This window comes from Pantoea sp. EKM10T (assembly GCF_011800685.1).
GTDB classification, from domain to species: Bacteria; Pseudomonadota; Gammaproteobacteria; order Enterobacterales; family Enterobacteriaceae; genus Pantoea; species Pantoea agglomerans.
On sequence record NZ_JAALEU010000003.1, the window covers coordinates 487,133 to 501,095 of the forward strand.

A 13,963-nucleotide genomic window follows, 5' to 3' on the forward strand; every position below is an offset into this window, starting at 1 on the left:
CCTGAAAAATTAAAATGCATAGCGAAACCACGCGAACAGCACGTTGCCATTATTGTACGTGCCCGGAATATAGGTGAACTGTACATTCAGCGCCTTATAACCGGCAGAGAACAGCGGCAGAATAATCGGTAGCGGAATATAGTTACCAAAATCTTCGCGTGCGGTGATACCGGCGGTTAATCCCGCGCCAAAACGAAAGTCCTGATTCGAACCAGGATACCAGCCCTTCTCCCAGCCATAACCGACAATCGGCTGCCACTCATTGTGTGAGTCTTTGAAAGCCATTGCATAAAGCGCGCTCCAGTTGCCGCTGTCGCTGTAGCGGGAAATGCCCAGACCGCCTCCCCAGGGATTCTCGTTATAGTTATCGGTTTTTTCTTTGTCGTACATAAAGCGGGCGTGCCAGCTGATAAATGGCAGGTAGAGATCGGTATGCTGAGGCGCGTTCCAGGTCTGCGCAACATCGTCAGTGAATCCATTCCACCAGGAGGAGATTGGTGTGTTTTCAGCATGCAATGGCGCAGTAGTCAGCAATGCGGCAAAAACTGCCGTGGTGGTTGAAATTTTCATAGTGCCTACCGGTCAGCGTGCGGAGCAGATGAAAAATGAGTATAGCGCAGAGCCTGATGCAATCTTTGTCAGCGGTCATGCTTCGCTTAACCGGTAGTTTCTGAAGACAATAACGACAGCTTATTCAGTCAGGTTCTGGCGATTTCAGCCTGAAATCGCCAGAACTGTATGGAAATTAATCGAGGGAAAATTGCTGATTACAGTGAATGTTGTCTGCTGGGATTTAGTGAGGATAAGGACGGAGAAATGCGGTGCAACGGTTAGTAAGAAGATAAGGAGGTAACAAGATAAGGCGATAAGGAGGTAAAACCGGATTCAGCCGGTGGGCTGAATCCGGTGGGAGACTCAGGAGGCTTCAGCCTCTTTTGGCTTTTCACCAAACTTCTCTTTCATGTGTGACTCAATCTCTTCCAGGCTTTTGCCCCGCGTCTCTGGCACCATCGCCATCACGAAAATCAGCGACCCGACGTTAATCGCGGCAAAGATGAAGAAGGTGGTGCTGCCGGCATATTCCATTATCGGTGGAAAACCAAAGGCGACTATCGCGTTAAAGATCCACTGTAGTGAGACAGCGCCGCCGGTTAACACGCCACGCAACTGCATCGGGAACAGTTCCGACATCATCAGCCAGTAGACCGGCGAGATGCACATCTGCATGCAGAACAGGAATAGCAGAATACAGGCCAGGGCGAGATAGCTCTGCATCAGGCTGGGAGCGATAAAGGTCATCACGCTGCCCAGCATAATCTGCGAAGCGACCACCAGACACAGGCCGGTAATCAGCATCGTCCGGCGCGGGAAGCGACTGACCGCCCAGATACCTACAATCGCCGCCACCACTGAGACCACGCCGTTACCGATGGTCGCGGCAATCGAGGCGCTGGTGCCAAGTCCGGTCTGTTTAAGGATGATCGGGGTGTAATACATAAAACCATTTACCCCGGTGAACTGGGCAACAAAGCCCAGACCGACGCCGATAACCATCAGGCGAATCACCCACTTTTCACGGATCAAGGTTTTCGCATCCGGCCCACGTTCCGCCGCTCTCGCCTGCTTCTTCATCTGCGCCATCTCATGGCGCACTTCACGCGGCGTTTCACGCAGATATTTCAGGATCTTTTTAGCCTCTTTCAGACGCCCTTCCGCCACCAGCCAGTGAGGTGAGGCGGGAACGAAGAACGTGCCGATAAACAGCAAAAGACCCGGTACCATGGCAATTGCCAGCATGTAGCGCCACAGGTGCTCATCATGCAGCAGATAGCTCAGCAGCGTACTGGCAACATAAGCAATGAGCTGTCCGGTAACGATCATCAGCTCATTGCGGCTGACCAGCGGCGCACGCAGGCGCGGTCCGGCAATTTCGGCGATAAACACCGGCACGGTAGAGGAGCCGCCGCCGACAGCAATCCCCAGCAGGAAGCGCATTGCCACCATGACGTTGACAGAAGGCGCCAGCGCTGTTCCCAGTGAACCCAGCACAAAAATAACCGCCAGGCTGCGTAGGGTAATACGCCGGCCAAATCGGTCAGAGAAGAAACCACTCAGGAAAGAGCCGATCGCGGCACCGAACACCAGCGAAGAGGCTACCAGCCCTTCAGTGAATGAGTTCAGTCCAAGTCCACCCTGATCGGGTGGTGAGGTCATATAGGGTAACGCACCCGAGATAATCCCGGTGTCATAACCAAATGCCAGCGCGCCCATAGTGGCAACCAGTACCACCAAAAAAATGCGCTGGCGTACCGTATCCGCAGGCGCGTGATCGCCCGCTTCACCAGAGTCTGGTGTATTCGTACTCATAATATCCCTGCCATTAATAAGTTAAACATCCGTTTGATTAAATTTCATACGGAATAGAAATGGAACATATTTACCGAGTGGGTAAAGAAGTGTAGACGGTATTTAAAAGTTAGCTTTAGCAATGCGATTTTTATAACAGGGATAGTTGACCGAAGAAATAAACCAGCGCAATAATGACGCCGGGAAATTCATCTTAACATTAGGTTAACGCTTTCAGTTCCTGCTGGATCCAGCTCAGGAAATGCGCGACGCGGGGAAACTGGGCAAACCCACGTGGGAAGACCAGATGATGGGCGCTCACGGGCAGACTCTCCTGTTCGGACAAGACTCTGACCAGTTTTCCACTGCGCAGATAATCCTCCGCCAGCAATTCACTTTCAAATATAAGACCGTGGCCTAACATAGCCGCCTCAAGACTCATATAAGAGCGATCAAAGCGAAATAACCACTCTTTATCCGGCTGAGGTAATTGCTGAGAAGCAAACCATTGCGGCCACTGAATAAGCGGCGACTCCGATAATATCAGCGCATGATGAATTAAATCGGCGGCCTGATTAACAGGATGCTTTTTCAGATACTCAGGCGAGGCCAGCACCGACATTCTTTCGTGGCGGATCGTTTTTATCTCGAATGAGTTCCAGTCCGGGAATCCATGGCGTATCGCAATATCAATATTGTCGCGGCTGAAAGATAAATTCTCGTAAGAGCAGGAGAGCGTGAGCTGGAACTCCGGATAGCTGTCGCGAAATTTATGGATGCGCGGCAACAGCCACAGCAGACCGAAACTGGGCGCGCAGTGGATCCTGAGGTTGCTGCGGGCTTTCTCGTTACTGATGCGTGCAGTCGCCTGCGTCAGACTCAGCAGTATCGGACCAATCTCCCTGAGGTAATGCTCACCCGACAGCGTCAGCACTACGCCCTTTGCCGAACGATTAAACAGAATACAGCCCAGTTCACGCTCCAGTTTTGCCAGCTGATGACTGGCCGCCGAAGGCGTAATACTTAATTCCTCGGCCGCACGCGCGACATTACCAAAATGGGCCACCTGCTCAAAAACCCGCAGTGATTTAATCGAAGGTAAGTGATCAGACTGCTTTTCCATCCGCCTCTCCACACTGGAATTTTGTGATGTGTGCCCATTTTTAAATCGCAGAATTGTTAACTGCATCAAACCAACAAATTCATTCAGCATCAAATGAATTTTTTTGCATTGCCAATATTAGCCGCTTTATCAATTCTGATCGTGACCCTGCCGGTAGCGATACCGAACCACTAATAATTATTTTTCTGGAGTGGACAATGTTACTCGAAAATAATGTTGCGATTATTACAGGTGCCGCCTCTCAGCGCGGCATTGGCCGGGCCACAGCCGCCTGTTTTGCTCATCATGGCGCGCGCGTGGTCGTGCTCGATTTAGATCTGCAGGCCGCCCAGGCCAGCGCACTGTCTTGTGGTGATGGGCATCTCGGCCTGGCCACCGATGTGACCGATCCCCTCTCTGTTCGTCGTGCTATCGACCAGGTCCTTGATCACTTCGGCCGTATTGATGTGCTGGTCAACAATGCAGGTATTACTCAGCCGGTTAAAACACTGGAAATCGGCATCGAGGATTACAACCGTATTCTTGATGTCAATCTGCGCGGCACGCTGCTGATGTCTCAGGCGGTGATCCCCACCATGCAGCAGCAGAAAGGCGGCAGCATCATCTGCCTGTCCTCGGTCTCAGCACAGCGCGGCGGCGGGATTTTCGGTGGCCCGCACTACAGTGCCGCTAAAGCGGGCGTTCTGGGCCTGACTAAAGCGATGGCGCGCGAATTTGGCCCTGACCAGATACGCATTAATGCCCTGACGCCCGGTCTGATCCAGACGGACATCACTGGTGGCCTGTTACAGGATGAACGCCGCCACGCCATTCTCGACGGAATTCCGCTCGGCCGCCTTGGGTCCGCCAGTGACGTCGCCAACGCTGCGCTGTTTCTCGCCAGCGATCTCTCCGGTTATCTCACCGGCATCACGCTGGATGTGAACGGCGGCATGCTGATCCATTAAATAGCGCCCTTCCCTGCCCGCACGCCTGGCGGGCTAACTTCGGGAGTGAACACCATGACCACGCTTAATCTGAGCGCAGCCTCTGCTGCGCGCGATATAACCTATCGCAAAATTGCCTGGCGCCTGATGCCCTGGCTGATGCTCTGTTATCTCTGCGCCTATCTTGATCGCGTCAATGTGGGCTTCGCTAAATTACAGATGATGGATGATTTGTCTCTCAGCGAAACCGTGTATGGACTGGGTGCCGGGATCTTTTTTATCGGCTACTTCTTCTTTGAGGTGCCGAGTAACCTGATCCTGCACCGTGTCGGCGCACGCCGCTGGATTGCCCGCATTATGATCACATGGGGAATCATCTCAGCCCTGTTCGCCTTTGTAGAAACCGCATGGCAGTTCTACCTGCTGCGCTTTCTGCTCGGCGTTGCCGAGGCCGGTCTTGCGCCAGGTTTACTGCTCTACCTGACCTACTGGTTTCCATCACACCGTCGCGCGCGTATGACCGTGCTCTGGTTTGTCGCCATTCCACTCTCAGGGATGATTGGCGGCCCGCTCTCAGGCTGGATTATGGCGACCTTTGCAGGCTTTCACGGATGGGCAGGCTGGCAGTGGATGTTTATGCTGGAAGCTATCCCCACTCTTATTATGGGATTAGTGGTACTGCTGGTTCTGAAGGATCGCGTTGAACAGGCAGAGTGGCTGGATGAAGATGAGAAACGCCGGGTGCGTGCCGATCTGGACGAGGATAATCAGCAGAAAGCCTGTCATGGCACGGTAAAAGCCTTTGTCGCCGACCGTCGTCTGTGGCTGCTGGCGCTGATCTACTTCTGTGTGGTGATGGGTCAGTACGCCCTGACGTTCTGGTTACCGACGCTGGTGAGAAACTCAGGCGTCAGTGAACCGCTGCATATTGGGCTTCTGACCAGTCTGCCTTACCTCTGCGCCATTATCTTTATGCTGCTGGCCGGGCGCAGTGGCGATCGCTATCGTGAACGCCGCTGGCATCTGATTGTTCCGATGCTGATCGGACTCACCGGACTGACGCTGGCAACTCTGCTGAGCCATAGCGTTTCCCTGTCACTGCTCTCCCTCTGTATTGCCGCTGCGGGCATTCTTTCCGCCTCATCGCTGTTCTGGATGTTGCCGACCAATCTGTTAGGTGGCGTCTCTGCCGCCGCAGGCATCGCCGCCGTGAACTGCATTGCTAATCTGGCCGGTTTTTTCTCACCGTGGCTGATAGGCACCATCACCACCGCAACCGGTACGCCCGCTTCCGGAATGTACTTTATTGCTGCCGTCCTGCTGGGTGGCGCGCTATGCGTGCTGCGCATCCGGGCAGCGGACGTTAATCGTTAATCAGGAGGTAACATGACTGACTCTCGTCACGCTTCACACGTGCTCTCATTGCAGCAACGAGCCACCAATATTCGCCGCCATGCCTTATTAATGGGGCAGATTCAGGGGCAGGGATATATCGGTCAGGCGCTGGGTGCCGCCGATTTGCTTGCTGTCAGCTATTTCCACGCCATGAATTACCGGCCGGATCAACCTGAGTGGGAAGACCGCGATCGCTTCTATCTGTCGATTGGCCATTACGCTATCGCCCTTTACGCCGCCTTGCTGGAAGCAGGCGTGATACCTGAAGAGGAGAGGGAAACCTATGGGACTGATGAGAGCCGCTTGCCGATGTCCGGCATGGCTGCCTATACGCCAGGTATGGAAATTACCGGCGGTTCACTGGGTCATGGCTTAGGTATTGCCGTGGGTGCCTGTCTGGGGCTGAAACAGAAAGGCTCGCAGGCACGAGTCTATAACCTGCTTTCAGATGGTGAACTGAATGAAGGCTCTACCTGGGAAGCGGCAATGTCCGCCTCACACTGGCAACTTGATAACCTGATCGCCCTTATCGACGTCAACAATCAGCAGGCTGACGGTCATAGCAGTGAGATTCTCGCTTTTGAACCCATTGTGGATCGCTGGCAGGCTTTTGGCTGGTACACCCAGCGGGTTGATGGCAACGATATCTCTGCTTTGCAGGCCGCCTTTGATGCGGCTCGCAACTGGCCCGAACCGCAGCCGCGCGTCATTATTTGCGATACCCGAATGGGAAAAGGGGTGCCGTTTCTGGAAAGTCGTGAGAAAACCCACTTTATTCGGGTCGATGCCGATGAGTGGGACAAAGCCCTGACAGCACTTGAGCAAGGAGTCTGAGATGAGTTCACAACCGCAAAAAAAACGTCTGACCACATCCGCCATGATCGCCTCGATCGCCGCTGAAGGCCAGCCCACGGTTTCAGCTCCTTTTGGACATGCCCTGGTCTCTCTGGCAGAGCAGCGCTCAGATGTGGTCGGGCTGACGGCTGATTTAAGTAAATACACCGATCTGCACCTGTTCGCAGAGGCTTTTCCGAAACGCTTTTATCAGATGGGCATGGCGGAACAGTTACTGATGAGCGCCGCAGCAGGTATGGCGCGTGAAGGCTTTATGCCTTTTGTCACCACTTATGCCGTCTTTGCTTCCCGCCGCGCTTATGATTTTATCTGCATGGCCATCGCCGAAGAGAATCTGAACGTTAAAATCGCCTGCGCACTGCCGGGCCTGACCACCGGTTATGGACCGAGTCATCAGGCTACTGATGACCTGGCAATCTTCCGTGGCATGCCGAACCTGACTATCATCGATCCCTGCGATGCACTTGAGATTAGCCAGGTGATACCGGCTATTGCTGAACATCAGGGCCCGGTCTATTTACGCCTGCTGCGCGGTAAGGTTCCGCTGGTGCTGGATAAATATGACTATCGCTATCACCACGGTAAGGCTCAGCGCCTGCGCGGCGGTAAGCATGCCGTTATTATCAGCAGCGGATTGATGACCATGCGGGCGCTTGAAGCCGCTGAAGCGCTGGAGAAGCAGGGGATTGAGGTCGGTGTGGTTCACTCACCCATGATTAAGCCTCTGGATGAAGAGACCATCCTGCGTGAGGCAGGAGTAGCACTGCATCATAACCAGCTGGTTATCACCGCTGAAAATCATTCGATAACGGGTGGCTTAGGCGAAGCTATTGCCGGCCTGTTAATGCGAAACCATGTGACGCCGCGCTTTAAACAGATTGCTCTGCCGGATGCTTTCCTTGCAGCAGGCGCACTACCGACGCTACATAACCGTTATGGCATCTCAACGGATGCCATGGTTAAGCAAATCACCGCCTGGCTTGAAGCCTGATTCATTTCAAAACCGGGCCTGGCCCGGTTTTCTTCTGCATAGGTTCGGTACTGCCGTGGAAGATCATCATTGCATTACGTCACTTCATGTAGGTCTGATTACTGATTGCAGTGGTCAGCACTCTCTGCGCATCAGCAACTACGCTGTATGCCGATAACAGCCACTGATAACCCGGTTCAATGCCATAGAGACGTTATTTCTCGCAATTCACTGTAAACAGCAGTGCAGTGAGCCATCGCCTTTTATCAGGTAGGCCGATAGGAGCTCTTCGTCCGTAAGCTGCCGATTTCATCTGCTTTACCCAATACAGTGAATCTGATGCCATGCAACTGCCTTTCCGTCATGAGCAGACTGTGACAATCTTTTCGCGCTGATCAGGTTTTAATGGAGTTCCCTGCCAAAGCTGCATCTTGTATCGCACCTCTTCAAAAAAAATTTTATCTCGCAGAAAAAGTTATCCACTTTTTCTGTGGATAAGTGAGGGATAGTTTCTGAGTATCTTTTTTCACTCTCTGTTCAGGACTTTACTGCTCTTAATATACGCCTCTTTTCTGATCTTATCCGTTCGCCCTCAGACCTGAAACGAGGGAGTGTTTAACTGCAGGCATGGCGATTTCAGGCTGAAATTTTTTAATCTTTTATACTAAAAACAAACAGTTAATTACGAAATATCGCTGGCGGGCTAATGTTTGGAGAAAGGCCAGGCAGAGGAATTAGCGGAGTGTGTGAAGCCGGTACGCTGTGACTGAGGTTTAGTAAAGTTGATTGGTCACTAATGAACCAGTCCCGGAAAATCATTACTTGCAATATTCTGACCGTCGGATGCGCGCTGGCGGCGATGAGATTCATCAACGATAGCATCAGACGAAAAACGTTATCTCTGTTTATAGTGACCTGTGCGGTTTGGAAGCGGCTTCGGTATCTGGCGAAAGAGTTCAGCGAAGTGGCGATTTCATGCAGTTTTTCAGCAAGACACAATAGATTAATTTATTATATTTCAATAGCATAATCATGAATTCACACTTGAAAATCTGGCGATTTCAGCCTGAAATTTAGGTGTCCGCCATCTCTATTAACGCCGATTACCTAAAAAATCAAAAAAAAAGCCAGCGTTTATCGCTGGCTGATTTGAGTGCGGATGCCTTAACGGTTGAGATATTTTTTCAGGGTCTCCGCAATAACTTTATCCAGCTCTTCCTGCAACTCTTTCGACTGCCGGTTAAATTCATAACTGAACATCCGTCCGCGTACCTTTTTGCGGGCGAAGCGATCTTTATCAGCAAAAGACCAGAGTGCAGTCGCCTGGGTTTTATCTTTCTCCGGTTCTTTGATCAGAGTCTGGCTGCCCTGTCGAATCAGACGCAGGATATGATTTTTAAGCTCGTCCTCGGCCAGACCTTCACGGGCACAGACCACATCAATTTCCCTGGAAATGGATTTGATCAGAGCTTCAACGCTTTGCCCGGACTCACTCAACTTGTCAGCAGCCTGTAACAACGCTTTATAGTCGGGATAGGTCAGCTCAGCGTGATTAGGAAAAAGTGAAATTAAATCTGACGGAACGCTGGCGGCCTGCAGGGCACGCGTCACTTTTGCCTGGGACAAACCCTGATTTTCAGCAATCTCCTTCTGCGATAAACCGCCATCTTTAAGCGTTAACAGACGCATACCCACTTCGCGCAGATTGTGTTCCCGTGCCGTCTGAATATCCTGCGCCAGTCGGCGGGCTTCATCAGCGGTGATGGCCGCGTCAGTAATCAGCACGTCCAGGCCGGTTTTGCAGTAGAGCGCCGCTGCCCGACGACGTGAACCGTCGAGGATTTCGATGCGGTCATCGCGCATCACGCCAATAGCGGGAAAGAACTGCTGCAGCTTAATGGTCCGGATAATGTCGCGCAGCGAATCAGGTGTCAGGCCTGCCTGATCGCGACCGTTGGTTTCCATTGTGACAAACGTTTTGCTTTCAACGTCGCTGGCGGCAATGCGTTCAAAACGAAACAAAGCGCGCTTGCCCGTTGCCAGAACGAATGTCTGGTTGTGCTGGCTGTCTGGTGTGTCATTTTCCAGTGGAGTCTGGCTGAAGGTTCTGCCAATCGTAATTCTTTTTGCGCTCATACAAACCTCAGTTCAGGCGAATAAATTCGATACGGTCGAAGACGGCTTTAGCAAAGTCTTCTGCGGCGGATCGTGCATTCTTCAACGCTTCGCTGCTGCCGACGTAGGTCGAAGGATTGGCGGAGATAACCGTATCAAAGGATTCGCCACAACGTTCGAAACCATCAAGGCGGGGAAGGGCAGCATCAAGCATGTCGCCACCAAAAATCTCTTTTGCCAGGCTGTGACAGAGTTTGTGGTCTGCTTTATTGGAGAGCTTCGACATGAAGCCAATATTACCCTGCAGCCGACAGGTCGCGCCGGAGTCTTCGATAATCGCAATCAGTTCCGGAAGACGTGTCAGGTATTTTAGTGTCGAGTGAAAGTCTACCTGAGCCGGTGGCACCGGAGTCATCAGAAGATCTGACGCTGCAATCGCATTCTTCAGGAAGGCATCAAGATGCGGGCCGCTGTCGATAAAGATAAAGTCATAATCTTTTTTCAGTTTGGCAATAACGTTGTCATACAACACGGCGTGAACGTTCTGTTGCGGAAGATGCTCAGCACAAAGCTGATCCCAGCTTGAGGCGATAAAGGCGTCATCAATCGATGCAGGCAGCACATCCACACCCGGAATGATCGACGGAACGATAAACTCATTGACCAGCTCATCTCGTGAGACATTCTGCAGCATTGCCTGCGCCGCAGTCGCTTCCACCAGCCCTACAGAGCGCTCGTGGTTCAGAAACATGGTTGCTGAGGACTGCGGATCAAGGTCGATAACCAGGATGCGCAAATCTTCAAAAAGCAGATGGGGATGTGCACGTAGCGCATGTGCCAGCGAGACGGTAGAAACCGTTTTGGAGACACCGCCCTTCAGATTACCGACAAACAGGGTGTAAGCGTCACTATGCCGATCGCGATACTTGGGCACGCCACGATGATGATAGATATCGATAATATTCTGAATCGACATAGCATATTTAACGGAAGAACCGGCCGCGCGTTTATCAAATTGATAACCGCTCTCTTCCATCTCATTGACTGCGTAATCCACACTGGCTCGGGTCAGTTTGGGCAACTTTGCCAGCGCCGCTTTGGCATAGACCTGATAGTAGGTATTTTCATGCAGTTCCTGCTTTTGCGCCTGAATTTGCTCGGTGAGGCTTAGCAGCATGCGTTCTGAACGCTGCGCAACCTTCATCACCTGCTTGTCATCATTAGCCATAGTTGCTCCAAACATGTAGGATTTATGACTTTATACAGAAATCCTGCACGTGAGGCAATAAATTATCTTCTCAACATAATCTCCGTTTTTATGTAACCACACGGGTTTTGGTGAGCTTCATCACATTATTTCGTCTGGCCCAGTATATTTTGCAGGTTAATTGCGGTCAGCATTCACTGTAATCAGCAGAACATTCACTGTAGTGAGCAAACAGGTTTAAAAAATCATCAGACAAACCGGGTACAGTGAGCAGGAAAGGGGAGACCTCAGGAGACAGCCCTGGAGAGATCAAACGTTCACTGTAGTCAGTAAAGCTTGTGTCTCATTCGGTGACTTATGGAGCAGGCGAAAGCGCGATGGATACATTCATAAACGGATTTTCAGGCAGTAAATGCGGTTGCTGTGCTGATCTTTGCAACTGCATCACTTCAACATTCACTATAGTCAGTAGCATTTTACGTGTTCAGCTCTGTGAAGAGCAACGTTCACTGTAATCAGTAAACTTGCCGATCAGGAGCCAGAAGAGGGAGCAGGGCAGAGTAAACGTTCACTGTAGTCAGTAAGGATGGGTTGAAAAATCCTAAGCGGATTATAAAAGCATCGGAATCTGGAGAGGGAATATACACCGGCAACGTCACAACCGACTCTGGTCTGCGATACAGAAGCGTAAAGCCCATAAACGTTCACTGTAATCAGTAAATCCAGAAAGCAGTAAACATTCACTATAGTCAGTAACATCACAAACAGAAAAGGGATTAGAAGGAGAACAACCGCGCAAACATTCACTGTAGTCAGTAGTTCCTGTTTAGCAGTAAGTAGGCAGAAGCGATTCTGTTCTGAATCAGGGCGTGCCGACGGGGTCGTAATATGAGTCAGTAGATAGCAGTAAGTAGACAGAGGCGATTCTGTTCTGCATCAGAGTGTGCCGACGTTGTTCCGAGTCATGAAGTGACCAGACCTTGCGAGCAACGGCTTCTTCTATCGCCCTTCAGCCAGTCATGCACCAGCCCCGTATCGTATACATCAGCAATGCCGTCAGCAAGTTCACTTGAACGTTCACTGTAATCAGTAGAATGCACGATACTTTCAGGTACACCGCAGCAAACATTCACTGTAATCAGCAGAACGTTCACTGTAATCAGTACAAGATTAGCATCTCGCCATGGCAGTTATGACTCGCTTCAGACCGGACATCTGGCAACAACGTTCACTGTAATCAGTAGCCATTCGGAAAGCCGTTAAAGAGATTCAATGGTGAGGCGAGGGTGGTGCCCATCAGCAAACATTCACTGTAGTCAGTAACAGTGTCACGCTGCTCTCTCTGGTTAAGTGTGTCATTCAGGTCATACGTATCATGTGAATCACGCTGAGCAGACCCCTCATGGTAAACCGCATCCAGCCCTGATTTGCTGGCCAGCCGGTAATGCTATTCGAGAACAGGGCAAAGCAAAGGCATTCACTGTAGTCAGTAAAAAGGATTCACTGTAATCAGCAGAGAGGGGCTTAGCCAACCGAAGTCAGGGCATTCACTGTAATCAGTAAACACAGTATAAGTGAGTGCTAACAAATATGAGAGTAAGTACTAACTTACTTGTTAAGCCTTATAAAATGGCACGCAGAAGGGAGAGGGGGAAGAACACACTTTTGTCCGGCGGCCCGTATACTGATTACAGTGAACGTTACTGATCACAGTGAATCCCTGGGGAGTACTGATTACAGTGAATGAAGAGTGGATGGCGCAATGTCACCGGTGACGCAGAAAGTGACACTGCCACGCAGGAATACTGATTACAGTGAACGTGAGGGGCTAATCATCAAACTCGATCTCATCCAGCGAATCGATGCTCTCCAGATTACTGATGCCATCAAGCTTAGGCGTACGGCTGTGGATAATAAAAAAGACTGAGCGGCCACGCTTCACTTCTGAGTAATCCAGATAACCGATCTCTTTCAGCTGCTCCATCGCGCGCCGCACGACATGGTTCTGCGTGGTGGTCTTAGAGCCGAGGTTCAGGCGCATACGCAGGCGTGCAAGCGAGATAGGCGCCGGATTGGTTGGCAGGCTTTCCAGGAAGGTGTAAAGCGCCTGCGCAGACTCTTTACGCTTCAGACGGGATATCGCACGGAGCTGAAGCAGGACTTTGTGGTCGAAGTTATAGAGTTCGAACAGCTTGGGGTCGGCCTGGATGCGCACAATATCTTTTTCGCGATCGTAATAAGCAGACTGAACAAGGTGGGTATGATAGGCCTTACCGTTGCCTTCAAAAGAGAGCGTATTGGTCGCGATGCGGCGCAGAGAGGCATCAAGACGCTTGCGCAGGGCGGCTGAAGAGTTGGCAGAGGGAATGCCACACATCTTCACAAAATCGATAAACGGCAGCGTGACGGTATCGCCTTTGGTCGGATAGCGGGAAAACGATTGAATAATACCCGCCCAGGTTTTGAAATCGTTATCCATATCCAGCCGCGCGCCGGTAATGGTAATCTTTTCGTAGCCTTCCGCTTTCACCAGCGTCAGATTCTTCAGCTCTTTCGTCGCATCCGTTGATGCCATCGCACCGGATTTACCGCGTGCAGTAGATTTCAGCGTCGGCACGAACAGCCCAAGACGCATTAAAGCGACAGGCTGAACGGTATTATTCTTGTTGGGATGAAGCTGAATAACTTCACCGCTGTTTTTTGTCACTGACAGAAAAGGTTCAAGTAACGCTTTGTTTTCGTTGTCTTTATCTGCCATGGCGTAAGATCTTCATTCTGTGGATGAAAGGGATCGTTTTCTGACTACAGTGAACATTAGCACTGTTTACAGTGAACATTCTACCTGGTACAGTGAATAAAGTACTGATTACAGTGAACACTTTACTGATTATAGTGAACGCGATCACCCTTTCAGCCCTTGTGGGGTGCGGCCTGCGACGATCGGGGATCTCTTAGGATCTCTATATGATCTATTAAGGATCGTTTATTAGGATCTGGTCACTGTATAAGTGGAAAACTTAAGGCGT

The 13,963-nt window shown here is 51.1% G+C and carries 10 protein-coding genes; 4 read left to right on the top strand and 6 right to left on the bottom strand.

All coding sequences use genetic code 11. The features are described from left to right. Positions 1-9 precede the first annotated feature (9 nt). From pagP to HFD95_RS08805, 3 genes are all read right to left on the bottom strand, one after another. The gene (gene pagP, locus HFD95_RS08795; RefSeq protein ID WP_167430126.1) at positions 10-570 is read right to left on the bottom strand and encodes a lipid IV(A) palmitoyltransferase PagP; all 561 of its coding nucleotides are present in this window, start codon (positions 568-570) and stop codon (positions 10-12) included. Between the two features lie 345 nt (positions 571-915). After that, complete coding sequence (locus tag HFD95_RS08800) at positions 916-2,367, bottom strand: sugar porter family MFS transporter (RefSeq protein WP_022624569.1); 1,452 nt, start codon at positions 2,365-2,367, stop codon at positions 916-918. 199 nt (positions 2,368-2,566) lie between these two features. After that, positions 2,567-3,469 carry a LysR substrate-binding domain-containing protein gene (locus HFD95_RS08805; protein WP_167430127.1) on the bottom strand — a complete coding sequence of 301 codons (903 nt, stop codon included), beginning with the start codon at positions 3,467-3,469 and terminating at the stop codon, positions 2,567-2,569. Between the two features lie 197 nt (positions 3,470-3,666). Here HFD95_RS08805 and HFD95_RS08810 point away from each other — a divergent pair, with 197 nt between their 5' ends. From HFD95_RS08810 to HFD95_RS08825, 4 genes are read left to right on the top strand one after another with little or no spacing between them, the layout of a single operon-like run. Next, complete coding sequence (locus HFD95_RS08810; protein ID WP_167430128.1) at positions 3,667-4,416, top strand: SDR family NAD(P)-dependent oxidoreductase; 750 nt, start codon at positions 3,667-3,669, stop codon at positions 4,414-4,416. A gap of 54 nt (positions 4,417-4,470) precedes the next feature. Beyond that, positions 4,471-5,769: an MFS transporter gene (locus HFD95_RS08815; protein ID WP_033779972.1), complete on the top strand. Its 1,299-nt coding sequence runs from the start codon at positions 4,471-4,473 to the stop codon at positions 5,767-5,769. Between the two features lie 12 nt (positions 5,770-5,781). Beyond that, positions 5,782-6,624 (top strand): transketolase, encoded by an 843-nt coding sequence (locus HFD95_RS08820; protein ID WP_122459676.1) that lies wholly within the window; start codon positions 5,782-5,784, stop codon positions 6,622-6,624. Position 6,625: 1 nt separating this feature from the next. Then, on the top strand, positions 6,626-7,636 hold the full coding sequence (locus tag HFD95_RS08825) for a transketolase family protein (protein WP_167430129.1): 1,011 nt from the start codon (positions 6,626-6,628) through the stop codon (positions 7,634-7,636). A gap of 1,143 nt (positions 7,637-8,779) precedes the next feature. On the opposite strand, the gene HFD95_RS08830 is transcribed toward HFD95_RS08825, so the two are convergent. From HFD95_RS08830 to HFD95_RS08840, 3 genes are all read right to left on the bottom strand, one after another. Continuing rightward, a complete protein-coding gene (locus HFD95_RS08830) occupies positions 8,780-9,751 on the bottom strand; it encodes a ParB family protein (protein WP_010246824.1) in 972 nt (323 codons plus the stop codon). A gap of 7 nt (positions 9,752-9,758) precedes the next feature. Next, positions 9,759-10,958, bottom strand: a complete 1,200-nt coding sequence (locus HFD95_RS08835; RefSeq protein WP_010246822.1) for an AAA family ATPase — start codon at positions 10,956-10,958, stop codon at positions 9,759-9,761. A gap of 1,807 nt (positions 10,959-12,765) precedes the next feature. Further along, positions 12,766-13,695 (bottom strand): RepB family plasmid replication initiator protein, encoded by a 930-nt coding sequence (locus HFD95_RS08840; protein WP_010246820.1) that lies wholly within the window; start codon positions 13,693-13,695, stop codon positions 12,766-12,768. Positions 13,696-13,963 lie beyond the last annotated feature (268 nt).

Excerpts from the sequence above, each read along its gene's own strand:
- HFD95_RS08810 (WP_167430128.1), top strand. The coding sequence starts at position 3,667 with ATGTTACTCGAAAATAATGTTGCGATTATTACAGGTGCCGCCTCTCAG.
- HFD95_RS08825 (WP_167430129.1), top strand. The coding sequence starts at position 6,626 with ATGAGTTCACAACCGCAAAAAAAACGTCTGACCACATCCGCCATGATC.
- HFD95_RS08800 (WP_022624569.1), bottom strand. The coding sequence starts at position 2,367 with ATGAGTACGAATACACCAGACTCTGGTGAAGCGGGCGATCACGCGCCT.
- HFD95_RS08815 (WP_033779972.1), top strand. The coding sequence starts at position 4,471 with ATGACCACGCTTAATCTGAGCGCAGCCTCTGCTGCGCGCGATATAACC.
- HFD95_RS08835 (WP_010246822.1), bottom strand. The coding sequence starts at position 10,958 with ATGGCTAATGATGACAAGCAGGTGATGAAGGTTGCGCAGCGTTCAGAA.
- HFD95_RS08820 (WP_122459676.1), top strand. The coding sequence starts at position 5,782 with ATGACTGACTCTCGTCACGCTTCACACGTGCTCTCATTGCAGCAACGA.
- HFD95_RS08805 (WP_167430127.1), bottom strand. The coding sequence starts at position 3,469 with ATGGAAAAGCAGTCTGATCACTTACCTTCGATTAAATCACTGCGGGTT.
- HFD95_RS08830 (WP_010246824.1), bottom strand. The coding sequence starts at position 9,751 with ATGAGCGCAAAAAGAATTACGATTGGCAGAACCTTCAGCCAGACTCCA.
- pagP (WP_167430126.1), bottom strand. The coding sequence starts at position 570 with ATGAAAATTTCAACCACCACGGCAGTTTTTGCCGCATTGCTGACTACT.
- HFD95_RS08840 (WP_010246820.1), bottom strand. The coding sequence starts at position 13,695 with ATGGCAGATAAAGACAACGAAAACAAAGCGTTACTTGAACCTTTTCTG.